This is a genomic window from Blastococcus sp. SYSU D00669, from assembly GCF_054050715.1.
Genome location: NZ_JBJGZV010000048.1, coordinates 1 through 22,521, shown reverse-complemented (window position 1 = coordinate 22,521; position 22,521 = coordinate 1). Strand labels below are relative to the sequence as shown.

The following is a 22,521-nucleotide window of genomic DNA, read 5'->3' as shown; positions in this document are numbered from 1 at the left end:
CGCTGGCGACACCACGAGGACGCCGGCGAGCAGCGGCGGGAGAGGCGGATGGGTGAGCGAGTTCGCAGGGGGAAGAGCCGGGTTCTCGCCCGTCTACCTGGACCGGGTGGGCTCGTCGTTCACCGACTTCCTCGCGGCCGCCGCGCCCGACCTGCTGCCCGGCCGCCGTCCGCTGCCCACCATGCCGGTCGGTGACCTCATCCCGCACGGCACCACGATCGTCGCGGTCACCTACGACGGCGGCGTCCTCATGGGCGGCGACCGCCGGGCCACGATGGGCAACCTGATCGCCCAGCGCGACATCGAGAAGGTCTACCCGGCCGACTCCTACAGCGTCATCGGCATCGCCGGCGCGGCCGGCATCGCCATCGAGATGGTCAAGCTCTACCAGGTCGAGCTGGAGCACTACGAGAAGATCGAGGGCCTCACCCTCAGCCTCGACGGCAAGGCCAACCGCCTGGCCCAGATGATCCGCGGCAACCTCGGCGCCGCCCTGCAGGGCCTCGCCGTGATCCCGCTGTTCGCCGGGTTCGACCTCGACGCCGCCGAGGGCACCACCCCGGGCCGGATCTTCGGCTACGACGTCACCGGCGGGAACTACGAGGAGCGCGGCTACTCCGCCGTCGGCTCCGGCTCGCTGTTCGCCAAGAACTCGCTGAAGAAGACCTGGCGGCCCACCCTCGACGGCGACGCCGCCCTGCGCGGCCTGGTCACCGCGCTCTACGACGCCGCCGACGACGACACGGCCACCGGCGGCCCCGACCCGGTCCGGCGGCTCTACCCGATCGTCTACCGGGTCGACGCCGAGGGCGCCGTCCGCCTGACCGACGCCGAGGTGGCCGCGGTCGCCGACGCGCTGGTCGCCGAGCGGACCGACAACGAGGGACGGGGCTGACGCCATGACCATGCCGTACTACGCCTCGCCCGAGCAGCTCATGCGCGACCGCTCGGAGTACGCCCGCAAGGGCATCTCCCGCGGCCGCAGCGTCGCCGTCGTCACCTACGCCGACGGGGTGCTGTTCATCGCCGAGAACCCCAGCTCCACCCTCCACAAGGTGGGTGAGCTCTACGACCGCATCGGCTTCGCCGCGGTCGGCCGCTACAGCGAGTTCGAGAGCCTCCGGGTGGCCGGCGTCCGGCTGGCCGACGTCCGCGGCTACTCCTACAACCGCCGCGACGTCACCGGCCGGGTGATCGCCAACGCCTACGCGCAGACCCTCGGCGAGATCTTCACGCAGCAGACCAAGCCCTACGAGGTCGAGCTCTGCGTCGCCGAGGTCGGCAGCACCCCCGAGGACGACCAGCTGTTCCGGCTGACCTTCGACGGCTCCATCGTCGACGAGCCCGACTTCGTGGTCATGGGCGGCCAGGCCGAGGCGGTCACCGGTCACCTGCGCGAGCACTTCCTCCCCGGCATGGGCCTGGCCGACGCGCTCAAGGTCGGCGTCCGGGCGCTGTCGGCGGTCAGCCCGGTCACCGCCGGCGCCGGCAACGGCGGCCCGAGCCAGCTCTCGGCCGAGCAGCTCGAGGTCGCCGTCCTCGACCGCCGCCGTCCCAAGCGGGCCTTCCGCCGCGTCGTCGGCGCCGCGCTGCGCCGGCTCCTCGGCGAGGAGCCCGCGGCGGCCCCCGAGGCGCCCGAGGGCGCCACCGCCGCCCCGCGGCCCAGCGTGCCGATGCCGGGCACCCCGGCCGGTCTCGGCGACCCCGCCGCGGCCGACACCGCCGGCGGCACGGAGGGCGGCGGCGAGGGCAGCGGCCCCCAGCAGGTCCCGGAGGACGGCGCGGGCGGCGGGACCGACGGCCGGTCGGACGACGCCACGGACTGAGCCGTCCTCTTCCGCGCGCTTCGTCCCGACTTCCGTCGCCGGGGGCGCCTAGTCTCGGACCGTGGACCGACGGATCTTCGGCATCGAGACCGAGTACGGCGTCACGTGCACCTTCCGCGGCCAGCGCCGGCTGTCCCCGGACGAGGTCGCCCGCTACCTGTTCCGGCGGGTGGTCTCGTGGGGTCGCAGCTCCAACGTGTTCCTCCGCAACGGCTCCCGGCTCTACCTCGACGTCGGCAGCCACCCCGAGTACGCCACCGCCGAGTGCGACGACCTCACCGAGCTCGTCGTCCACGACAAGGCCGGCGAGCGGATCCTCGAGGGGCTGCTCGTCGACGCCGAGCAGCGCCTGTCCGAGGAGGGCGTGGTCGGCGACATCTACCTGTTCAAGAACAACACCGACTCGGCCGGCAACAGCTACGGCTGCCACGAGAACTACCTGGTCGGCCGGCACGGCGAGTTCAGCCGGCTGGCCGACGTCCTCATCCCGTTCCTGGTCAGCCGGCAGATCGTCGTCGGCGCCGGCAAGGTGCTGCAGACCCCGCGCGGGGCCATCTACTGCGTCAGCCAGCGCGCCGAGCACATCTGGGAGGGCGTCTCCAGCGCCACGACCCGCAGCCGCCCGATCATCAACACCCGCGACGAGCCGCACGCCGACGCCGAGCGCTACCGGCGGCTGCACGTGATCGTCGGCGACTCGAACATGAACGAGACGACGACGCTGCTCAAGGTCACCATGACCGACCTGGTGCTGCGGATGATCGAGGCCGGCGTGCCGGTCAAGGACATGACGCTGGAGAACCCGATCCGCGCCATCCGCGAGATCAGCCACGACATGACCGGCCGCCGCAAGGTCCGCCTGGCCAACGGCCGGGAGATGTCGGCGCTGGAGATCCAGACCGAGTACCACAGCCGCGCCGTCGAGTACGCCGACCGCGAGGGCTTCGGCCCGGTGCACCGGCAGATGCTCGAGCTGTGGGGCCGGGTGCTCAAGGCCGTCGACAGCGAGGACCTCTCGCTCATCGACCGCGAGATCGACTGGGCCACCAAGTACTCGCTCATCGAGCGCTACCGGGCCAAGCGCGACCTGCCGCTGTCGCACCCGCGGATCGCGCAGATGGACCTCGCCTACCACGACATCAGCCGCACCCGCGGGCTGTACTACCTGCTCGAGCGCAACGGCCAGGTCGACCGCGTCGCCCACGAGCCGCGCATCTTCGAGGCCAAGAACGTGCCGCCGCAGACCACCCGGGCCCGGCTGCGCGGGGAGTTCATCCGCCGCGCCCAGGAGAAGCGCCGCGACTTCACCGTCGACTGGGTGCACCTCAAGCTCAACGACCAGGCCCAGCGCACAGTTCTGTGCAAGGACCCGTTCAAGGCCGTCGACGAGCGCGTGGACAAGCTGATCGCCTCGATGTAGCCGGAAGCCCGGCAGCCGGTCGAGCGTTCAACCGGCCGTGAGGGACGTCGACGTGGTGGTGATCGGCGCCGGCCAGGCCGGGCTGAGCACCGCCTGGGCGCTGCAGCGGCAGGGCTTCGTCCCGCACGAGGACCACGTGGTCCTCGACGCCGGGAACCGCCCCGGCGGCGCGTGGCAGCACCGCTGGGCCTCGATGACGCTGTCCGGCACCCACCGCGTGCACGACCTGCCCGGGCTGGCCTTCGCGCCGGCCGACGACACCGCGCCCGCCCGCGACGCCGTCCCCGCCTACTTCGCCGACTACGAGCGCCGCTTCGCGCTGCCGGTGCTGCGCCCGGTCCGCGTCCAGGCGGTCCGCCGCGCGCCCGGCGACCGCTTCCGGGTCGTCGCCGATGCGGGGGAGTGGCGCACCCGCGCGCTGGTCAACGCCACCGGCACCTGGACCGCGCCGTTCGTGCCCCGCTACCCGGGCCAGCAGCTCTTCGCCGGCCGGCAGCTGCACACCGTCGACTACCGCGACGCCGCCGAGTTCGCCGGGCAGCACGTGGTGGTGGTCGGCGGCGGGGCGTCGGCGGTGCAGCTGCTGGGCGAGATCTCGCAGGTCACCACCACCACCTGGGTCACCCGGCGGCCGCCGGTCTGGCGCGAGGGACCGTTCGGCGAGGAGGACGGCCGCGCCGCGGTCGCGCTCGTCGAGGCGGCCGTGCGCGAGGGCCGGTCACCCGGCAGCGTCGTCGGTGTCACCGGCCTGGTCGTCACCCCGTGGGTCCGCGACGCCCTCGACCGCGGTGCCCTGGAGCGGCTGCCGGTGTTCGACCGGCTCACCGAGCACGGCGTGGCCTGGGACGACGGCCGGGAGGTGCGGGCCGACGTCGTCCTGTGGGCGACCGGGTTCCGCGCCGCCGTCCGGCACCTGGCGCCGCTGCGGCTGCGCTCGGCCGGCGGCGGCATCCGGCTCGAGGGCACGCACGTGGCCGGCGAGCCGCGGATCCACCTGGTCGGCTACGGCCCCTCGGCCAGCACGATCGGCGCGAACCGGGCGGGGCAGGCGGCCGCCCGCGAGCTCCGCCGGCTGCTGCGGCCGTCAGGTCAGGAGGGCCCCTCCTCGGGCACCGGCACCCGCAGCGCGGCATAGCGGCCGGCCGCCGCCGCGGCCAGGAAGTAGGCGCGGTCCTCCTCCAGCCCGCGGCCCATCGTCGACAGCGGGACCGGCGAGAGCTTCAGCGCGGCGTCGAGGCCGTCGGTGTCGACCCAGACGACCTCGTTGCGCTCGGGCTGGCCGGCGAGGTCCTCGCCGATCTGCCCGCCCAGCTCCGAGGACAGCCCGCGCGGCGCCACCAGGGTCACCCCGCCCAGGGCCACCCGCCCGAACGCGGTCAGCGAGTGGTGCGAGACGCCGCGGTGCCGCGGCCGCGGGTCGGCCTCGGAGATCCGCAGCGCGCCGATCGCCTCGCCGCCCAGCACGGTCACCGCGTTGCACGCCTCGCCGGCCGCGACGCCGGAGAAGCCCCACGGCGTCCCGGTGCCCAGGTTGCCCGGCCCCTGCGCGACGATCGCGACGTCGGCGCCCAGGACGTGCCGCGCGGCCAGCAGCCCGGTGTGCAGCGTGACCGCCTCCAGGTCGCCGCCGAACGCCTGGCCGACGGTCACCGCGCCGACCAGCGAGGGCGCCAGGGCGTGCAGCGTGCGGGAGAAGCCGGCGACCAGCGCGCCGCCGTCGGTCATGACGTAGGCGACCTTGAGGTCGGGGTCGGTGGCCAGCACGCCGATCAGCACGGCCGGCAGCGCGGAGTGCAGGTCGGCCACGACCACCGGCATGCCGCCCAGGTCCTCGGCGTCGGCGATCGCCGCGTGGTGCTCGGTCTCCTGCTCGTCGACGCCCTGCACGGTCACCTGCAGCGGCGTGTAGCGCGCCTTGACCAGGTGCCCCGGCCCGTCGGGGTCGGGCGGCAGCCGGTCGGGGACGGCGACGACGAGCGCGTAGCCGCCGGTGCCGAGCTTCTGCGCCCAGGCGGTCGTGTTGAGCAGGACGTCGTCCCCGACCTCGGGCGTGCCCACCAGCGACGGGTAGGCCAGCGCCCTCATCTCGCCGTCGTCGGGCACCTCGACGGTGAGCTCGAGCGCGTCGCGCCAAGCCTTGCCGGTGGCCGTCACCCGGCCCCGGCGCCATCGGATCCGCGATCCCCCCGGTGTGCTCACGCAGGCAGGCTAGCCAGGCCGCTCGCCGCGCGCCGTCTCTGACTAGCCTGGGCGCGTGGCGGCGAAGCGCGCGGAGCGACTGGTGAACCTGGTCATCGCCCTGCTCGGCACGCGCCAGTACGTGACCGCAGCGCGGATCCGGGCCACGGTGCCCGGCTACGAGCCCGACGACGGCACCGAGCGCGCCGACGAGGCGTTCAAGCGCATGTTCGAGCGGGACAAGGCCGAGCTGCGCGAGATGGGCGTGCCGCTGGAGACCGGCCGCACCAGCGTCTTCGACACCGAGGACGGCTACCGCATCGCCCGCGCCGACTACGAGCTGCCCGAGATCACCCTGACCGGCGAGGAGGCCGCCGCCGTCGGGCTGGCGCTGCGGCTGTGGGAATCCGCGCAGCTGGCCGGCGCGGCGCACAGCGCGCTGGTCAAGCTCAAGGCGGCCGGGCTGGACGTCGACACCGGCCGGGCGATCCCGCTGCAGCCGCGGCTGGACGCCGGGGAGCCCGCCTTCGAGCCGGCCTACGCCGCCGCCCGCGACCGGCGGGTGCTGGAGTTCGACTACCGCCGTCCCGAGGACACCACCCCGGCCCGCCGCCGGGTCCAGCCGTGGGGCGTCGTCGCCTGGCACGGCCGCTGGTACCTGGTGGGCTTCGACCTCGACCGGCAGGCGCCGCGGCAGTTCCGGCTCTCCCGCGTGGTGGGCACCCCGTCGGTCGTCGGCCCGCCCGACGCCTTCGAGCCGCCGCCCGACGTCGACCTCGCCGAGATCGTCGCCGGCCAGGTGTCGGGGGAGGAGCACCTCGTCGTCGTCCGGGCCCGGCCGGGGACGGCGATCGGCCTGCGCCGCTGGGCCACCTCCCTGGGCCCGGCCGACGACGGCGACGACCGCCTCGAGCTGCGCACCGCCGACCCGCAGGGGCTGGCCGACCAGCTGGCCTCGTTCGGCGCCGACGTCGTGGTCGAGCACCCGGCGGAGGTGCGCCGGGCCGTGGTCGAGCGGCTCACCCGGCTGGCGGCGATGGACGGGGGAGCGGCATGAGCACCCCGTCGACCGCCGACCGGATGACCCGGCTGCTCACCCTCGTGCCGTACCTCCGGGCCCGGCCCGAGGGGGTGCCGCTGGCCGAGGCGGCCCGCGACTTCGGGGTGCCCGAGCGGCAGCTGCGCCGCGACCTCGAGCTGCTGTGGATGTGCGGGCTGCCCGGCTACGGGCCCGGCGACCTCATCGACCTCTCCTTCGAGGGCGACCGCGTGAAGGTCGTCTTCGCCGCCGGCATGGTCCGCCCGCTGCGGCTGACCACCGACGAGGCGGTCGCGCTCATCGTCGCGCTGCGCACGCTGCTGGAGCTGCCCGGCCTGGCCGAGCGGGACGCGGTCAGCCGCGCGCTGGCCAAGGTGTCCAGCGCCGCCGGGCACGCCGCCGAGCGGGTCACCCCGGTGGCGGTCAGCGTCGACGCCCGCGAGCAGGCGCTCGCCGTCGTCCGCGAGGGCCTGGAGCGCAAGCGGGCCCTGCACCTGACCTACTACGTGCCCACCCGCGACGAGCGCACCCAGCGCACCGTCGACCCGATGCGGCTGCTGCTGGTCGACGGCAAGTGGTACCTCGAGGCGTGGTGCCGCCGCGCAGAGGGCGTGCGGCTGTTCCGGCTCGACCGCGTCGACGACGTCGAGGTGCTCGACGAGCCGGCCGCCCCGCCCCCGCAGGCCCACGAGCGCGACGTCGAGGGCGGCGTCTACCAGCCCGCCCCCGGCTCGCCGGTCGTCCGGCTGCGCCTGGCGCACGGCGCGCGCTGGGTGGCCGAGTACTACCCGGTGGAGGACGTGCGCGAGGTGGACGACCCGCCGGGCGGCCTGGCGGTCACCGTCCGCACCGCCGACCTGGCCTGGGCCCGTCGGCTGGTGTCCTTCCTGGGCGGCGCGGCGACGGTCGACGAGCCGGCCGAGCTGGCCGCGCAGGTCGCCGCTGACGCCCGGGCGGCGCTGCGCCGGTACACCGACGACGCCCAGCCGGCACCCAGCCCGGCTGGCTAGGGTCGGTCCCGTGCTGCTGCTGGTCGTCTGGATCGCCGTCGGCGTTCTCGCGCTGGTCGTCCTGGGTTCACTGGCGTACCTGACCCTGGGGGCGCTGCGCCGGCTGGGCCGGGAGGCCGAGGCGCTCGACCGCGAACTGCGGCCCGTGCTCGAACAGGTCCAGCAGACCTCCGCCCGCGCCGCCGAGGCGCGCGGCGGGGCGTCCGACTGACCGGTCCGCGCCCCACCGCGGCGTAGCATCGCCCCTGCCCGCCCACCCCTGGAGGACCCGATGAACCTCGGCCCCGTGGAGATCGGACTGATCGTCCTGGCCGTCCTGCTGCTCTTCGGGTACAAGAAGCTGCCCGACGCCAGCCGCTCGCTCGGCCGCTCGCTGCGCATCTTCAAGGGGGAGATGAAGGGCATGAAGGAGGACGACGTCCGCACCAGGGACGCCGCCACCACCACGCCGGTCACCGGCGAGGTCGTGCCGCCGGCCACCCCGGCGTCCGGCGACCTCTCCAGCCGGCTGGCCGCCGAGGCCGCCGAGGCCGAGGCGAGGGCCGCCGAGGCGCGAGCCGCGGAGCTGCGCGCGCGGGCCGAGCAGGCCCGCGTGAGCGACGGCCGCCCCTGACCGTCCCGGAGGGACGACGACCGACGTGAGCGAGGGGGCCCGGCCGCGCCGACGGCGCCGTCCGCCGCGGGATCCGGCGGCGACGATGTCGCTGATCGCGCACCTCAAGGAGCTGCGCAACCGCATCGCCGTCGCGCTGCTGTTCATCCTCATCGGCACCGCCATCTGCTTCTGGTGGTACGACCACGGCCTCGGTGGGTTCATCCGGGCGCCCTACTGCGGGCTGCCCGACGACCTGCGCTACGGCGACGCCGGCGAGGGCTGCGGGCTGCTGGTCACCGACGTCTTCGGCGGCGCGCTGATCCGCCTGAAGATCGCCTTCATCGCCGGCGTGGTCGTCTCCGCGCCGTTCTGGCTCTACCAGCTGTGGGCGTTCGTCACCCCCGGCCTGAAGAGCAACGAGAAGCGCTACGGCATCGTCTTCGTCGCCGTCTCCAGCCTGCTGTTCGCCCTCGGCGCGGTGCTCGCCTACATCTCGCTGTCGGCGGGCCTGCGGCTGCTGCTGAGCCTGGCCGGGGACGGCGTGGTGGTCGCGCTGACCGCGCAGGACTACATCGGGTTCGTCATCTCCCTGCTGGTGGCCTTCGGCGTCAGCTTCGAAGTGCCGCTGCTCGCCGTGGCGCTGAACCTGGTCGGCGTCCTGTCCTACGCGGTGCTGAAGAAGAGCCGGCGCTGGATCTTCTTCCTCACCATCGTGTTCGCCGCGTTCGTCACGCCCACGCAGGACCCGTTCACGATGCTGCTGATGGCGCTGCCGATGTGCGTGCTGTTCGAGGTCGCCATCCAGATCGCCCGCGTCGTCGACAGGCGCCGCGCCCGCCGCGACGCCGCCGAGCACTTCCACGACCTGTCCGACGACGAGGCCTCGCCGCTGGACGCGCACCCCTCGTCGCTGGACGCGAACCCCTCCCGGCTCGACGAGCCGGCCGGCGTCGACCAGCCGACGTCGACGCGCGGCTGAGCGCCGCCGACCCGCCGGTGGACGTCGCCGTCCTCGTCCCCCCTGCCGCCGGCCGGGGCCGGGCGCGCGCGGCCGCGCACGGCGTCCTCGGCGCGCTGCGCGCCGCCGGCCTGGAGCCGCGGGTGCTCCCGGCCACGACCCGCGCCGCGGCGGAGCAGCAGGCGGCCGAGGCCGTCGCCGCCGGCACCGGCGCCGTGGTGGCGGTCGGCGGGGACGGCGCCGCGCACGCCGCCCTACAGGCGGTCGCCGGCACGACCACGCCGCTGGCGGTCGTGCCCGCCGGCACCGGCAACGACCTGGCGCTGGCCCTCGGCGTCCCGGTCGAACCGGTCGCCGCGGCGCACGCGGCGGCCGCCGACCTCGCCGAGGGGCGGACGACGACCGTGGACGCCGGGCGCACCGGGGACCGCTGGTGGGCCACCGTGCTCTGCTGCGGCTTCGACTCGGCGGTCACCGACCGGGCCAACCGGCTGCGCTGGCCGCGCGGGCGCCGCCGCTACGACGTGGCGATCCTCGCCGAGCTGGCCCGGCTGCGGCCGCACGAGCTCACGCTGACCCTCGACGGCGAGCGGACCACGGTGCCGGCCACGCTGGTCGCCGTCGGCAACACCCCGTGGTACGGCGGCGGCATGCGGGTGTGCCCGGGCGCCGACCCGGCCGACGGCCTGTTCGACGTCACCGTCCTCGGCCCGGTGTCCCGCCGCGAGCTGGTGCGCTCCCGTCCGCTGCTCACCGCGGGCACGCACGTCGCGCACCCCGCCGTCACGGTGCACCGCGCCCGCCGGGTGGAGCTGGCCGCGCCCGGGGTCACCACCTACGCCGACGGCGAGCCGGTGGCGCCGCTGCCGGTGACCGCGGAGTGCGTCGCCGGCGCCGTCCACGTCGTCGGCGCCGGCCGCACCGCGGCCCGCCCCCTCTGACCCGTCCCGCGTGGCCGCCGGCCGCGCGGTGTGCGGCGCGGGGGACGACCACACGGCGCGGTCCGACGGCGGACGCCTAACGTGGAGGACATGTCCAGCCCTGCGGAGCGGTACGCGGCCGCACGGCGGCGCACCGCCCACCCCACGCTCGCCGACTTCTCCGCCGAGCTCGGCTTCTCGCTGGACCCCTTCCAGGTCGAGGCCTGCGAGGCCCTCGACGAGGGCGCCGGCGTGCTGGTCTGCGCGCCGACCGGCGCCGGCAAGACCGTCGTCGGGGAGTTCGCCGTCCACAAGGCCCTGGCCGAGGGGCGCAAGGCGTTCTACACGACGCCGATCAAGGCGCTGTCGAACCAGAAGTACAACGACCTCGTCGACCGCTACGGCGAGAAGCAGGTCGGCCTGCTCACCGGCGACAACGCCATCAACGGCGACGCCCCGGTGGTGGTGATGACCACCGAGGTGCTGCGCAACATGCTCTACGCCGACTCCCCGGCGATCGACGGCCTCGGCTACGTGGTCATGGACGAGGTGCATTACCTCGCCGACCGGTTCCGCGGCGCGGTCTGGGAGGAGGTGATCATCCACCTGCCCCAGTCGGTCACCCTGGTCTCGCTGTCGGCGACGGTGAGCAACGCCGAGGAGTTCGCCGACTGGCTGGTGACCGTCCGCGGCCACACCAAGGTGGTGGTCAGCGAGGTCCGGCCGATCCCGCTGTGGCAGCACATGCTGGTCGGCGGCCGGGTGTTCGACCTGTTCAGCCTCCGCCCGGCCGCGCACGCGGGGGAGCAGGGGCTGGAGCCCCGCGCCCGGTCCACCCGCGAGCGCGGCGCCTCCGTCGTCGACCCCGAGCTGGTCCGCTTCGTCCGCGAGCACGAGCGGCGGGTCGAGGGGTGGGACGGCGGCGGCAACGGCCGCCGCGGCGGCGGGTTCAGCCACCGCCCCCGCTACCGCCCGCCGTCGCGGTCGAGCGTGGTGGAGCGGCTGGACCGGGCCGGGCTGCTGCCGGCGATCACCTTCGTCTTCTCCCGCAACGGCTGCGACCAGGCGGTGAGCGAGTGCCTGCGGTCGGGGCTGCGGCTGACCGACGAGGCCGAGCGCGCCGAGATCGCGCAGATCGTCGACGAGCGCACCGGCTCGCTGCCCGAGGAGGACCTGCACGTCCTCGGCTTCTGGGAGTGGCGCGAGGGCCTGCTCGCCGGGCTCGCCGCCCACCACGCCGGCCTGGTGCCCGCGTTCAAGGAGACCGTCGAGGAGTGCTTCGTCCGCGGCCTGGTCAAGGCGGTCTTCGCCACCGAGACCCTCGCCCTGGGCATCAACATGCCGGCCCGCACGGTCGTCCTGGAGCGGCTGGTCAAGTGGAACGGCGAGGCGCACGTCGACGTGACGCCGGGGGAGTACACCCAGCTGACCGGGCGGGCCGGGCGGCGCGGCATCGACGTCGAGGGGCACGCCGTCGTCGTCTGGGCGCCGGGCATGGACCCCGAGCTGGTCGCCGGGCTGGCCAGCACCCGCACCTACCCGCTGCGCTCGTCGTTCCGGCCCAGCTACAACATGGCGGTCAACCTGGTCGGCTCGTTCGGCCGCGCCCGGGCCCGCGAGCTGCTGGCCTCCTCCTTCGCCCAGTTCCAGGCCGACCGGTCGGTGGTCGGCCTGGCCCGCTCCGCCGCCCGGCACGAGAAGGACGCCGAGCGGTGGGCCGAGGAGATGGCGTCGGAGGCCGGCGACGTCGCCGGGTACGCGCAGATCCGCCGGGAGATCGCCGACCGCGAGAAGGCGCTGTCGCGCGACTCGCAGGCCAAGCGCCGGCAGGAGGCCGCCGAGGCCCTCGCCGCGCTGCGGATCGGCGACGTCATCCGCGTGCCCTCGGGCCGCCGGCAGGGCCTCGCCGTCGTCCTCGACCCCGGGGTCACCGACCTCGCCGAGCCCCGGCCGCTGGTGCTCACCGAGGACCGCTGGTCCGGCCGGCTCTCGGCGGTCGACTTCCCGACCCCGGTGACGGCGCTGGCCCGGGTGCGGGTGCCGAAGAACTTCAACCACCGCAGCCCGCACGCCCGCCGCGACCTCGCCTCGACGCTGCGCAACGCCCGGCTGGAGAACGACCTGGGCGCCCGCCGGGTGAAGGGCCGCTCGGCCGCCGCCGACGACCCGGTGCTGGCCGACCTGCGCCGCGCGCTGCGCGCCCACCCGGTGCACTCCCTGCCCGACCGCGAGGAGAAGGTCCGGCTCGCCGAGCGCTGGTACCGCGCGGTCAAGGAGGCCGACGCCCTGCAGCACCGGATGGCCGAGCGCACCGGCTCGCTGACCCGGCAGTTCGACCGCACCTGCGACGTCCTCGAGGAGCTCGGCTACCTGGTGCCCGAGACCGCACCCCTGGTCAAGGCCGACACCGAGGTCGTCCCCGCGGTGGACGACGTCCCGGTCGTCACCGCCGAGGGCCGCCGGCTGGCGCGCATCTGGTCGGAGGCCGACCTGCTCGTCGCCGAGTGCCTGCGCGCCGGTGCCTGGCGCGGCCTGGGCGCCGCCGAGCTCGCCGCCGCCGTCTCCGCGCTGGTGTTCGAGGCCCGCCGGGAGACCCCCGGCCAGCCGGCCGTGCCCGCCGGCAAGGTGGCCGGCGCGATCGCCGAGATGCGCCGCATCCGGCTGCGCCTGGAGGAGGTCGAGTCCGACCACGGCGTGCCGCTGACCCGCGACCTCGACCTCGGCTTCGCCTGGGCGGCGTACCGGTGGGCCGACGGGCAGAGCCTCGACCGGGTGCTCGCCGGCGCCGAGATGGCCGGCACCGAGCTCTCCGGCGGCGACTTCGTGCGCTGGGCCCGCCAGCTCGTCGACCTGCTCGACCAGCTGGGCAAGGTGGCCGAGGAGCCGGTGGCCGCCGTGGCGCGCAAGGCGGTCGAGCGGGTGCGCCGCGGGGTGGTCGCGGTCGCGGTCGGCGGCTGACCTGCGACGCGCTTGCCCTTCCGGAACGCATCCGTAGGGCACAATCCCCACGCCTGCGCGCACGCAGGCACCGGAGAGAGCGCGACCAGGAGCGACGATGACCTACCCACCGCAGGGTGGCAGCCAGCCGGGACAGCCCGGGCAGTACGGACAGCCGGGGCAGTACGGCCAGCCGCAGCAGGGCGGGTACGGGCAGGGCTATGGCCAGCCGGGCCAGCCGGGGCAGCCCGGCCAGCCGGGGCAGCCCGGCCCGTACGGGCAGCCGCAGTACGGCCAGGCGCAGCCGGGCGGGTACGGGCAGCCCGGGCCGCAGTACGGCCAGCCCCAGCAGGGCGGGTACGGCCAGCCCGGCCAGCAGTTCGGGCAGCCGCAGTACGGCCAGCCGGGGCAGCAGTACGGCTCGCCCTACGGCCAGCAGAAGCAGTCGAAGACCGGGCTGATCGTCGGATTGGTCGTCCTGGCCCTGGTGATCGTCGCCGCCGCGGTGATCCTGCCGCTGACGCTCGGCTCCACCGTGCTCGACCCGCAGGCCACCGCGAGCGACGTGCAGAGCCAGTTCGAGCAGCGCGAGGGCGTCGCCGTCGACCTGACCTGCGACGACGACATGAAGGTGGAGAACGGCGCCACCTACTCGTGCAGCGGCACCACCGCCGACGGCGAGGACGTCACGCTGACCATCACGATCACCGACGAGGACGCCGACCCGCCGGCGTACACCTGGTCGGAGTCCTGACCCGCCGGCCGGCGGGCCCGCTCAGTCGAGCGCGTCCGCCGGCCAGCCCAGGGCGGCGCCCAGCCGGCGCAGCGGCGACTCGAGGTTGTGCCGCTCGGCCAGCGCCGCCAGCGTCCCCGGGTCGACCGGCGCCGTCGGCAGTTCGCCCTCGACCGGCGGCAGGTCGATGTTCCGCTCCACGGCCACGACCACCGGCGCGGCGTCGAGGTAGTCCGAGGCGGCGAGCAGCTTCTTGAGGACGGCGCCGGTCAGCGGGGGCTTGGGGACGACGGTGCTCGCCACCGCCCGCCGGATGCCGGCGAGGTCCCCGAACGCCGTCACCAGCGCCGCCGCGGTCTTCGCGCCCACCCCGGCCACGCCGGGCAGGCCGTCGCTGGGGTCGCCGCGGAGGACCGCGAAGTCGGCGTACGCCCGTCCCGGGATGCCGTACTTGCTCTGCACGGCCGCCTCGTCGACCACCTCGATGTCGTTGATGCCGCGGGCGGTGTAGAGCACCCGCACGCCGCGGGAGTCGTCGACCAGCTGGAACAGGTCGCGGTCGCCGGTGACGACGTCGACCGGCCCGCGGGCGCGGGTGGCCAGCGTGCCGATGACGTCGTCGGCCTCGAAGCCCGGGGCGCCGACGCGGGCGATCCCGGCCGCGGCGAGCACGTCGACCAGCACCGGGACCTGCGGCGACAGCTCGTCGGGCACGACCTCCTCGGCGCCGTCGGGCGCCAGCCGGTGCGCCTTGTACGACGGCAGCGCGTCCACCCGGAACTGCGGCCGCCAGTCGTCGTCCCAGCAGGCCACCAGCCGGCTCGGCCGGTGCGCGGTCACCAGCCGGGCGGTCATGTCGAGGAACCCGCGGACGGCGTTCACCGGCCGCCCGTCGGGCGCGGTGACGCTGGTGGGGACGCCGTAGAAGGCCCGGAAGTAGAGGCTGGCCGCGTCCAGCAGCATGGTGGTCACGCCAGCGGACGGTAGCGGGCTGGTAACGGCTGCGGAGATCTCCTCCTCCGTGTGGTTGGCTGCCGGACGTGGGATCCGTCGTCGTTCCGCCCGGCCTGGTGAGCACCGACCGGCTGCACGCCGCGCGCGACATCGCCGGGGAGCTCGGTCTCGACGTCGTCGTCGTGACCCCGGGCTCCGACCTGCGCTACCTCTGCGGGTACTCCGCGCACGCCATGGAGCGGCTGACCGCGCTGGCCGTGCCGGCGCGCGGCGAGCCGTTCCTGGTCGTGCCCCGGCTGGAGGCGCCGATGGTCGGCGCGAGCCCGGCCGGCGGGCTCGGGCTGGACGTGCTCGCCTGGGACGAGACCGACGACGCGTTCGCTCTGCTGGCCGCCGCGGTGACCGCCCGCCTCGGCCGGGCCCCCGCCCGCGTCGCGGTCGGCTCCCGGACGTGGGCCGAGCACGCGCTCGGCGTCCAGCGGGCGCTGTCCGGGGCGGCGCTGGAGCTGGCGAACCCGGTCGTCGACCGGCTGCGGATGGTCAAGAACCCCGCCGAGGTCGAGGAGCTGGCCGCCGCCGGCGCGGCGATCGACCGGGTGCACGCCCGGATGGGCGAGTTCCTGACGGTCGGCCGCACCGAGGCCGAGGTGGGCGCCGCCATCGCCGCGGCGATCCTCGCCGAGGGCCACGTGGGGGTCGACTTCACGATCGTCGGCTCGGGCCCGAACGGCGCCAGCCCGCACCACGACGTCTCCGGGCGGGTCGTGGCGGCCGGCGACGTCGTCGTGGTGGACATCGGCGGGGAGACGGCGACTGGCTACCGCTCCGACTGCACCCGCACCTACGCGGTGGGGGAGGAGCCCGGCGCCGAGGTGGCCGAGTGGTACGGCGTGCTGCAGCGGGCGCAGGCGGCCGCCACCGCCGCCGTCCGCCCGGGCGTCAGCGCGCAGGAGATCGACGCCACCGCCCGCCGGGTGATCACCGACGCCGGCTGGGGCGAGTACTTCATCCACCGCACCGGCCACGGCATCGGGCTGGACACCCACGAGGCGCCCTACATCGTCGAGGGCAACGACCTGGCGCTCGTGCCCGGCATGGCGTTCTCCGTGGAGCCGGGCATCTACCTGCCGGGCCGCTGCGGCGCCCGCATCGAGGACATCGTCGTCTGCACCGAGGACGGCGTCCGGACACTGAACGGCGGACCTCGTGAGCTCGTCGTCCTCCCCGGGTGAGCCGGGCAGCGCCTCGGCCGACGTCGACCGGGCGCTGCTCGCGGCGCTGGCCCGCGACGGCCGCGCCAGCTACACCGACCTGGCCGAGCGGGTCGGCCTGTCGGTCTCGGCGGTGCACCAGCGGGTGCGGCGGCTGGAGCAGCGCGGGCTGATCACCGGCTACCGGGCGACGCTGGACGCCAAGCAGCTCGGGCTGCCGCTGACGGCGTTCGTGTCGATCACACCGATCGAGGCGGCGCAGCCCGACGACGCCCCCGCCCGGCTGGCGCACCTGACGGCGATCGAGGAGTGCCACTCGGTGGCTGGTGTGGAGAGCTACATCCTCAAGGTGCGGGTGGCCTCGCCGGACGCCCTCGAGGCGCTGCTGCAGGAGATCCGCGCGGCGGCCAACGTCACCACCCGCACGACCGTGGTGCTGTCGTCGTTCTACGAGCACCGGCCGCCGATCTGAGATGGCCCTCCGCAACGCGCTGACCAACCGGGTCGCCAACCCGGTGCTGCGCCAGCTGCTGCGCTGGCGGGCGGCCGGCCGGCGGCTGGGCCGGCACCTGGCGGTGATCCGCTACACCGGCGCCCGCACCGGGCAGCCGCACGAGCTGGTGGCCGGCTACGCCCGGGCGGGGGACGTCGTGTGGATCTGGGTCGGCGGCGCGGAGGTCAAGCGCTGGTGGCGCAACTTCCGCAGCCCGCGCGAGGTGGAGCTGTGGCTGGCCGGCGAGCACGTGGCCGCCCGCGCGGTCGCCGTGGAGGGCGCGCAGGACCCGGAGCGGTGCCGGGCGGGCGTCGTGACCTACACCGCCGGCATCCCCGGCGGGGCCCGGGCGATGCGCCTGCGCGGCGGGCCCGCCGAGCTGCCGGACGAGGCGCTGCGCGGGATCGTGCTGGTCCGGGCCGAGCCGCGCACCTGACCGCCGCGCTGGACACGCGCTCGAACGTGTGTTCGGATGGCTCGCATGCGGTGGGATGCGCAGCGGCTGGACCTGGTGGACGACGGGTCGCTGCCCGGCATGCCCTCGATCCGCGGCCTGCTGCGCAGCGTCCAGGTGCCGGAGTTCCCCGGGGTGACGCTGCACGAGGTGCGCAGCCGCAGCGCCCTCAACGCCGTCCCACCCGGCTCCCAGATGCCGTTCCAGTGGACGATCAACCCCTACCGGGGATGCGCCCATGCGTGCGTGTACTGCCTGAGCGGGGACACCCAGGTCCTGCTGGGCGACGGGAGGCAGCGTGCGATCGCCGACCTGACGGTGGGTGATCACATCGTTGGCACCGAGCGGCGCGGGACCTACCGGCACTACGTGACGACCGTCGTGGAGGCGCACTGGTCGACGGTGAAGCCGGCCTACAGGGTCACGCTCGAGGACGGGACCGAACTCGTCGCCAGCGGGGACCACCGGTTCCTCACGTCGCGAGGTTGGAAGCACGTGATCGGCGCCATGTCGGGTCCCGGTCAGCGGCCGTACCTGACGACGAACGACACGTTGATGGGCTTCGGTCGGACGCCGTTGCCCGCCGATGTCTGCGACGACTACCGACGCGGTTACCTCTGCGGAATGGTCAGGGGCGACGGCCACCTGAAGACCTACCGTTACGAGCGCGCGGGGCGGACCCACGGCGACGTTCACCGGTTCCGCCTGGCCCTCGCGGATACGGAGGCCCTGCGCCGTTCGCAGTACTACCTCGCAGAGGCAGGTGTGCACACCGACCGCTTCGACTTCGCAGCAGCCACGACCGAGCGTCGGGCCATCGCCGCCATCAGGACCTCGGCGGCAGCCGCGGTCGCGCACGTGGCGGACCTCATCGAGTATCCGACGCGGGCCTCACCCGCTTGGCAACGGGGCTTCCTCGCCGGCATCTTCGATGCCGAGGGCAGTCGTAGCCAGGGCGTGCTGCGGATGAGCAACACCGACGCGGAGATCCTGGCTCGGACGCAGTCGGCGCTTGCGGACTTCGGCTTCAACTCCTGCGTCGAGCAGCGCGGTCTCGCGAACGGCCTCGCCACTGTCCGGGTTCGAGGTGGGCTCAGGGAGCACATGCGGTTCATCCACCTCGTGGATCCCGCCATCAGACGCAAGTGCTCGGTCGAGGGCGTCGCCGTCAAGAGCGATGCCGCGCTGGGCGTGGTGGCCGTAGAGCCGCTCGGAATCGAGATGCCGATGTACGACATCACGACCGGCACCGGCGACTTCATCGCCAACGGCGTGATCAGCCACAACTGCTTCGCGCGGAAGACGCACGAGTGGTTGGAGCTCGACCGCGGCAAGGACTTCGACACGCAGATCGTGGTGAAGACGAACCTGGTCGAGGTGCTGGAGAAGGAGCTGGCCCGGCCGTCGTGGCGGCGCGAGCACGTGGCGATGGGCACCAACACCGACCCGTACCAGCGGGCCGAGGGCCGCTACCGTCTGATGCCGGGCGTCATCCGGGCGCTGGCCCGCTCGGGCACGCCGTTCTCCGTCCTGACCAAGGGCACGCTGGCCCGCCGGGACGTCCCGCTGCTGGCCGCGGCGTCCCGCGACGTACCGGTCGGGTTCGGCGTCTCGATGGCGATCTGGGACGACGACCTGCACGCCGCCCTCGAGCCCGGGGTGCCCAGCCCGCGGGCGCGGCTGGAGCTGGTCCGCACGCTCACCGAGGCCGGGCTGCCGTGCGGCGTCTTCCTCGCACCGGTGCTGCCCGGCCTCACCGACGACGAGGCGTCGCTCGACGCCGCGCTGGCCGCCGTGGCCGCGTCGGGCGCCACGGGGGTGACCGTGCTGGCGCTGCACCTGCGGCCCGGGGCGCGCGAGTGGTTCCTGGCCTGGCTCGCCGGCGCCCACCCCGAGCTCCTCCCGTGGTACCGGCAGCTCTACCGCCGGGGCGCCTACGTGCCGGCCGAGTACCGCGACGAGCTGACCCGCCGGGTGGCACCGCTGCTGGCCAGGCACGGCCTGGACCGGCAGCGCGGCGGCTCGGCCCGCGGGGTCGACGGCGGACCGGTGCGCGGGCTGCCCGGCGACGAGCAGGGCGCGTTCCCCGCCGGCAGCCTCCCGGCGGTACACCGCCCCGACCCGCCCGAGCAGCTGGCGCTGTGCTGAGCCGGCCTCAGCCGGCCACCCGGTGCAGCCGGTTGACCGCGCGGGCGGCCCGCACCGCGCCGCGGGCGGAGACCGGCGGCGCACCCGCCGCCAGCGCCAGCCGGCGGTAGGAGTCGTAGGACAGCACGGCGTACTCGGCGGCCAGCGCCTCGGCCCACGCGCGCCGCGAGGGCGCGGCGGTGGCGCGCAGGTGCTGGCCGGTGCGCACGGCGTGCTTGGCGAAGGTGACCTGCAGGGCCTGCGTGGACAGCTGCCCGCCCACCCGGGACCCGAAGCCCGGCCCGCGGCGCAGGGCCGGCAGCACCCACGGGCTGGCGGCCAGCACGGGGTAGCGGTTGCGGACCTCCTCCCAGGCGTGCCAGGCGGTCAGCGCGCCCGGGACCGCCCAGTCGCCGTCGTCGGTGCGCACCAGCAGCCGACGGGCGGTGGCGTGCACCTGGTCGCGGCGCAGCTCGCGGAACTGCCCCACGGTGCCCGGCCAGCCCAGGGCCAGCGCGCACCACGCCACCGTGCGCAGGTGCTCGGCGTCCTCCCGGCGGATCTGGGTGAGCGGGCGCAGGTCGAGGGTCTGCGGTGTGGGCTCCGGCGTCGGGACCGTGGGCAGGGCCAGCCCGCCGTAGCGGGCGACCTTGCCGTAGAGCGCCACGGTGGCCGGCTTCCAGCCGCGGGCCGCGACGACCGGGTCGAGGCCGGTGGCAGCCAGGTCGTCGGGCCCGAGGCCGAGCTCGAGCGCCGCGTCGACCAGGCGCCGCCACTGGGCCTCGTAGCCCTCGGGCGGCGCGATGCGGCGCCACGCCCGCTCGGGGGGAGGGGCCGGCATGTCCGGCAGGGCCTGCTGCCACGTCGCCACGCCGCAATTCTACCGTTATCCCCAACAATTTTGCGACCTCCGGTCGTCGGCTTCTGCCGTAGACATCGGCAGGACGGCGCCCTCCGGGCGCCATGGCGGCAATCGCGGGAGCTCGCGGTGCGGCCGGAGGGGGAGCGAGGGGAGCAGGCGCAGCCGGCCTCCCTCAGTAGGGAGATCTGACTTGGGCATAACGGTGCGTCGGTGCGCGATCGGGTGAGCTCGTCCTGCGCCGTCGCCCAGCTCTGGTGATCATGGGCGCGTGCGGACGGTCGGGGTCGAGGAAGAGCTGCTGGTCGTCGATCCCGACGGCCGGCCCGTGCCGCTCGGCCCCGAGGCGCTCGAGGTGGCTGCGCGGCGGGGCGAGGGCGAGACCGTCGAGCAGCACGACCGGGCCGACGACGACGGCGCCGCGGAGGGGGCGCACCTCGTCCCCGAGCTCAAGGCACAGCAGGTGGAGCTGGGCACCCGGGTCTGCCGCACGCTCGACCAGGTGACCGGGGAGCTGCGCACCTGGCGGGCGCGCGCCGACTCCGCGGCCCGCGCCGTCGGCGCCCGGGTGGCGGCCCTGGCCACGTCCCCGGTGGCCGTCGAGCCGGTGCCGAGCGAGGGGGAGCGGTACGCGCGCATCCACGACGTCTTCGGCCGCATCGCCGCCGAGCAGCTCACCTGCGGCTGCCACGTGCACGTCTCGGTGGCCGACGACGAGGAGGGCGTCGCCGTCCTCAACCGGATCCGCGTCTGGCTGCCGGTGCTCACCGCGCTGACCGCCAACTCGCCGTTCTGGCACGGCACCGACACCGGCTACGCCAGCTACCGCTCGCAGTCCTGGAGCCGGTGGCCGTCGGCCGGGCCGAACGGCGTCTTCGCCGACGCCGCCGAGTACCACCGCCTCGTCGACGACGTCCTCGCCACCGGCACGGCCGTGGACACCGGGATGGTCTACTTCGACGCCCGTCTGTCGGCCCGGTGGCCCACCGTGGAGGTGCGCGTCGCCGACGTCGCGCTGCGCGTGGAGGACGCGGTCACCCACACCGGCCTCGTCCGGGGGCTGGTCGACACCGCCGCCGCGGAGTGGCGGGCCGGCCGGCCGGTGCCCGAGGTCCGCCCCGAGCTGCTCCGGCTGGCCACCTGGCGGGCCGGCCGCTCCGGGCTGACCGGCGAGCTGGTGCACCCCCGCACCGGCCGGCCGGCGCCCGCGGCCGAGGTGGTCGGGGCGCTGCTGGAGCACCTGCGGCCGGCGCTGGCCGCCGCCGGCGACGAGCAACGGGTGGCCCACGGGGTGGCCCGGCTGCTCGCCCACGGCACCGGCGCCGACCTCCAGCGGCGGGTCCACGCGTCCTCCGGCGACCTCGCCGAGGTCGTGCGGGCCGCCGTCGCCGTCACCGCCGGGGAGCCCGCCCGGACCGCACAGGCCGCTCTCACCGAAGGCAGCTAGGGTCCGGCCATGTACACGGCCAGCACGCGCGACGTCGTCCGCCGGGACCTCTTCGGTGCCGCGCCCGATCCCCGCGACCGGCCCTACCGGTTCGTCGTCCGCCTGGCCCTGGTCGTCTTCCGGCTGTTCGGCTTCCGGTTCGACGTCCGCGGCTCGGAGCACGTGCCGGCCACCGGCGGCGCGATCATCTGCAGCAACCACGTCAGCTTCTTCGACTTCACCTTCCTCGGCCTCGCGGCGCTGCCGCGGCACCGGCTGGTGCGCTTCATGGCCAAGGCCGCGGTCTTCTCGCACTGGTTCGCCGGGCCGTTCATGCGCGCCATGCGGCACATCCCGGTCGACCGCAAGGCCGGGGCGGCGGCCTTCGAGTCCGCCGTGCGGGCCCTCAAGGACGGCGAGGTGGTCGGCGTATTCCCCGAGGCCACGATCAGCCGCAGCTTCACCGTCAAGGAGCTCAAGGCCGGCGCGGCGCGGATGGCCGTCGACGCCGGCGTGCCGATCATCCCCGCGGCGGTCTGGGGCGGGCAGCGGATCGCCACCAAGGGGCACAAGGTGGTGCTCCGCCGCGGCGTCCCGGTGACCGTCGTCCTCGGCGAGCCGATCGTCGCCGGGCCGGGGGAGCGCCCCCAGGCCCTGCTGCGCCGCACCAAGGCGGCCATGGAGGCGCTGCTGGACGAGGCGCAGCGCAGCTACCCCGACGCGCCGTCCGGGCCCGACGACCGGTGGTGGCAGCCGGCCCACCTGGGCGGAACGGCGCCGACGCCGGAGGAGGCCGCCGGGGAGGACGCCGTCGACGCCGCCGGCCGCCGCGCGAAGCTGCCCCGGCCGCACCCCGTCGCGCGGCTCAGGAAGCTGGTCGCCCGCCGCTGACCGGCGCCCCGCACCGGGCCGCGTTCGCCGCGGAGCTCTCGATCCCGACCGCGGCCCGGCGCTCGTCGAGCCGGTCCGGGTCGACGCACGGCACCGGCACCGGCACCAGGTCAGCGCAGGACGTCGCCGGCGACGTCGGTGACGATCGCCCGGAAGGTGGTGGTGTCCACCTCGTCGTCCACGGTGACGCGGACGATGTCGGCGACCTGCTGCACGTCGACCGGCCGGACGGCGGCTGCGCGGGCCGAGGCCACGAGGTGGAGGTAGCGCACCCGGTCGGGGTCGCAGGCGGAGCGGGAGGAGGGCAGCCCGGAGGCCGGCTGTCGGTGCATGCGCCGACGGTAGGCAGCACCGCCCGGGGGTGCGGGGGACCACCGCCGGGGGGGGGGGGGGGGGCCCGCCCGCCCCCCCCCCCCCCACACCGGCACCCCCCCCCCCCGCCCCCCCCCCCCCCCCCCGCCGCCCCCCCCCCCCCCCACGCCCTCCCCAC

Annotated in this window: 22 protein-coding genes; 18 read left to right on the top strand and 4 right to left on the bottom strand. The window is 75.4% G+C overall.

All coding sequences use genetic code 11. From position 1 onward, the window contains the following. Positions 1-52 precede the first annotated feature (52 nt). The 4 genes from prcB (at position 53) to ACI8AF_RS24125 (ending at position 4,381) form a co-directional block, all read left to right on the top strand. Entirely contained in the window at positions 53-895 is an 843-nt protein-coding gene (gene prcB / locus ACI8AF_RS24140; RefSeq protein ID WP_456542311.1) for a proteasome subunit beta, read from the top strand. Between the two features lie 4 nt (positions 896-899). Next, complete coding sequence (gene prcA / locus ACI8AF_RS24135) at positions 900-1,826, top strand: proteasome subunit alpha (protein ID WP_456542310.1); 927 nt, start codon at positions 900-902, stop codon at positions 1,824-1,826. Positions 1,827-1,887: 61 nt separating this feature from the next. Further along, positions 1,888-3,246 (top strand): Pup--protein ligase, encoded by a 1,359-nt coding sequence (pafA, locus tag ACI8AF_RS24130; RefSeq protein WP_456542309.1) that lies wholly within the window; start codon positions 1,888-1,890, stop codon positions 3,244-3,246. Between the two features lie 37 nt (positions 3,247-3,283). Further along, a complete protein-coding gene (locus ACI8AF_RS24125) occupies positions 3,284-4,381 on the top strand; it encodes an FAD-dependent oxidoreductase (RefSeq protein WP_456542308.1) in 1,098 nt (365 codons plus the stop codon). On the opposite strand, the gene ACI8AF_RS24120 is transcribed toward ACI8AF_RS24125, so the two are convergent. After that, positions 4,336-5,445 carry a DUF3866 family protein gene (locus ACI8AF_RS24120; RefSeq protein WP_456542307.1) on the bottom strand — a complete coding sequence of 370 codons (1,110 nt, stop codon included), beginning with the start codon at positions 5,443-5,445 and terminating at the stop codon, positions 4,336-4,338. The two genes, ACI8AF_RS24125 and ACI8AF_RS24120, sit on opposite strands and share 46 nt — an antisense overlap. A 55-nt stretch (positions 5,446-5,500) precedes the next feature. On the opposite strand from ACI8AF_RS24120, the gene ACI8AF_RS24115 reads away from it, so the two are divergent. The 8 genes from ACI8AF_RS24115 (at position 5,501) to ACI8AF_RS24080 (ending at position 13,637) form a co-directional block, all read left to right on the top strand. Beyond that, positions 5,501-6,481 (top strand): helix-turn-helix transcriptional regulator, encoded by a 981-nt coding sequence (locus ACI8AF_RS24115; protein ID WP_456542306.1) that lies wholly within the window; start codon positions 5,501-5,503, stop codon positions 6,479-6,481. Then, complete coding sequence (locus ACI8AF_RS24110) at positions 6,478-7,473, top strand: helix-turn-helix transcriptional regulator (RefSeq protein ID WP_456542305.1); 996 nt, start codon at positions 6,478-6,480, stop codon at positions 7,471-7,473. Before ACI8AF_RS24115 ends, ACI8AF_RS24110 begins: the two co-directional genes overlap by 4 nt. A 10-nt stretch (positions 7,474-7,483) precedes the next feature. Beyond that, on the top strand, positions 7,484-7,684 hold the full coding sequence (locus tag ACI8AF_RS24105; RefSeq protein WP_456542304.1) for a hypothetical protein: 201 nt from the start codon (positions 7,484-7,486) through the stop codon (positions 7,682-7,684). Positions 7,685-7,759: 75 nt separating this feature from the next. Further along, positions 7,760-8,086, top strand: coding sequence for a Sec-independent protein translocase subunit TatA (tatA, locus tag ACI8AF_RS24100; protein WP_456542303.1), 327 nt, complete (start codon positions 7,760-7,762; stop codon positions 8,084-8,086). 25 nt (positions 8,087-8,111) lie between these two features. Beyond that, on the top strand, positions 8,112-9,047 hold the full coding sequence (tatC, locus tag ACI8AF_RS24095) for a twin-arginine translocase subunit TatC (RefSeq protein WP_456542302.1): 936 nt from the start codon (positions 8,112-8,114) through the stop codon (positions 9,045-9,047). Positions 9,048-9,064: 17 nt separating this feature from the next. Continuing rightward, the gene (locus tag ACI8AF_RS24090) at positions 9,065-9,967 is read left to right on the top strand and encodes a diacylglycerol/lipid kinase family protein (RefSeq protein WP_456542301.1); all 903 of its coding nucleotides are present in this window, start codon (positions 9,065-9,067) and stop codon (positions 9,965-9,967) included. A 90-nt stretch (positions 9,968-10,057) separates the two neighbouring features. Then, the gene (locus tag ACI8AF_RS24085) at positions 10,058-12,904 is read left to right on the top strand and encodes a DEAD/DEAH box helicase (protein WP_456542300.1); all 2,847 of its coding nucleotides are present in this window, start codon (positions 10,058-10,060) and stop codon (positions 12,902-12,904) included. 97 nt (positions 12,905-13,001) lie between these two features. Continuing rightward, positions 13,002-13,637 (top strand): DUF4333 domain-containing protein, encoded by a 636-nt coding sequence (locus ACI8AF_RS24080; RefSeq protein WP_456542299.1) that lies wholly within the window; start codon positions 13,002-13,004, stop codon positions 13,635-13,637. A gap of 21 nt (positions 13,638-13,658) precedes the next feature. Here ACI8AF_RS24080 and ACI8AF_RS24075 read toward each other — a convergent pair whose 3' ends face one another. Continuing rightward, the gene (locus ACI8AF_RS24075) at positions 13,659-14,579 is read right to left on the bottom strand and encodes a 5'-3' exonuclease (RefSeq protein WP_456542327.1); all 921 of its coding nucleotides are present in this window, start codon (positions 14,577-14,579) and stop codon (positions 13,659-13,661) included. 77 nt (positions 14,580-14,656) lie between these two features. On the opposite strand from ACI8AF_RS24075, the gene ACI8AF_RS24070 reads away from it, so the two are divergent. From ACI8AF_RS24070 to ACI8AF_RS24055, 4 genes are read left to right on the top strand one after another with little or no spacing between them, the layout of a single operon-like run. Then, positions 14,657-15,802 carry a M24 family metallopeptidase gene (locus ACI8AF_RS24070; RefSeq protein ID WP_456542298.1) on the top strand — a complete coding sequence of 382 codons (1,146 nt, stop codon included), beginning with the start codon at positions 14,657-14,659 and terminating at the stop codon, positions 15,800-15,802. Beyond that, positions 15,777-16,253 carry an Lrp/AsnC family transcriptional regulator gene (locus tag ACI8AF_RS24065; protein WP_456542297.1) on the top strand — a complete coding sequence of 159 codons (477 nt, stop codon included), beginning with the start codon at positions 15,777-15,779 and terminating at the stop codon, positions 16,251-16,253. The genes ACI8AF_RS24070 and ACI8AF_RS24065 overlap by 26 nt, the downstream gene beginning before the upstream one ends. A gap of 1 nt (position 16,254) precedes the next feature. Beyond that, positions 16,255-16,710, top strand: a complete 456-nt coding sequence (locus tag ACI8AF_RS24060; protein WP_456542296.1) for a nitroreductase/quinone reductase family protein — start codon at positions 16,255-16,257, stop codon at positions 16,708-16,710. 45 nt (positions 16,711-16,755) lie between these two features. Further along, positions 16,756-18,876, top strand: a complete 2,121-nt coding sequence (locus tag ACI8AF_RS24055) for an intein-containing Rv2578c family radical SAM protein (protein WP_456542295.1) — start codon at positions 16,756-16,758, stop codon at positions 18,874-18,876. Between the two features lie 7 nt (positions 18,877-18,883). Here the strand turns inward: ACI8AF_RS24055 and ACI8AF_RS24050 are convergent, their stop codons facing one another. Further along, entirely contained in the window at positions 18,884-19,726 is an 843-nt protein-coding gene (locus tag ACI8AF_RS24050; protein WP_456542294.1) for a hypothetical protein, read from the bottom strand. Positions 19,727-19,985: 259 nt separating this feature from the next. On the opposite strand from ACI8AF_RS24050, the gene ACI8AF_RS24045 reads away from it, so the two are divergent. Both ACI8AF_RS24045 and ACI8AF_RS24040 read left to right on the top strand, forming a co-directional pair. Continuing rightward, positions 19,986-21,161, top strand: a complete 1,176-nt coding sequence (locus ACI8AF_RS24045) for a carboxylate-amine ligase (RefSeq protein ID WP_456542293.1) — start codon at positions 19,986-19,988, stop codon at positions 21,159-21,161. Positions 21,162-21,170: 9 nt separating this feature from the next. Beyond that, complete coding sequence (locus ACI8AF_RS24040; protein ID WP_456542292.1) at positions 21,171-22,031, top strand: lysophospholipid acyltransferase family protein; 861 nt, start codon at positions 21,171-21,173, stop codon at positions 22,029-22,031. Positions 22,032-22,141: 110 nt separating this feature from the next. Here ACI8AF_RS24040 and ACI8AF_RS24035 read toward each other — a convergent pair whose 3' ends face one another. Continuing rightward, positions 22,142-22,363: a hypothetical protein gene (locus ACI8AF_RS24035; protein ID WP_456542291.1), complete on the bottom strand. Its 222-nt coding sequence runs from the start codon at positions 22,361-22,363 to the stop codon at positions 22,142-22,144. Between the last annotated feature and the right edge of the window lie 158 nt (positions 22,364-22,521).

Coding starts and splice junctions, on each gene's coding strand:
- prcA (WP_456542310.1), top strand. CDS start 900: ATGACCATGCCGTACTACGCCTCGCCCGAGCAGCTCATGCGCGACCGC.
- ACI8AF_RS24110 (WP_456542305.1), top strand. CDS start 6,478: ATGAGCACCCCGTCGACCGCCGACCGGATGACCCGGCTGCTCACCCTC.
- ACI8AF_RS24085 (WP_456542300.1), top strand. CDS start 10,058: ATGTCCAGCCCTGCGGAGCGGTACGCGGCCGCACGGCGGCGCACCGCC.
- ACI8AF_RS24080 (WP_456542299.1), top strand. CDS start 13,002: ATGACCTACCCACCGCAGGGTGGCAGCCAGCCGGGACAGCCCGGGCAG.
- ACI8AF_RS24075 (WP_456542327.1), bottom strand. CDS start 14,579: ATGCTGCTGGACGCGGCCAGCCTCTACTTCCGGGCCTTCTACGGCGTC.
- ACI8AF_RS24060 (WP_456542296.1), top strand. CDS start 16,255: ATGGCCCTCCGCAACGCGCTGACCAACCGGGTCGCCAACCCGGTGCTG.
- ACI8AF_RS24055 (WP_456542295.1), top strand. CDS start 16,756: ATGCGGTGGGATGCGCAGCGGCTGGACCTGGTGGACGACGGGTCGCTG.
- ACI8AF_RS24040 (WP_456542292.1), top strand. CDS start 21,171: ATGTACACGGCCAGCACGCGCGACGTCGTCCGCCGGGACCTCTTCGGT.
- ACI8AF_RS24035 (WP_456542291.1), bottom strand. CDS start 22,363: ATGCACCGACAGCCGGCCTCCGGGCTGCCCTCCTCCCGCTCCGCCTGC.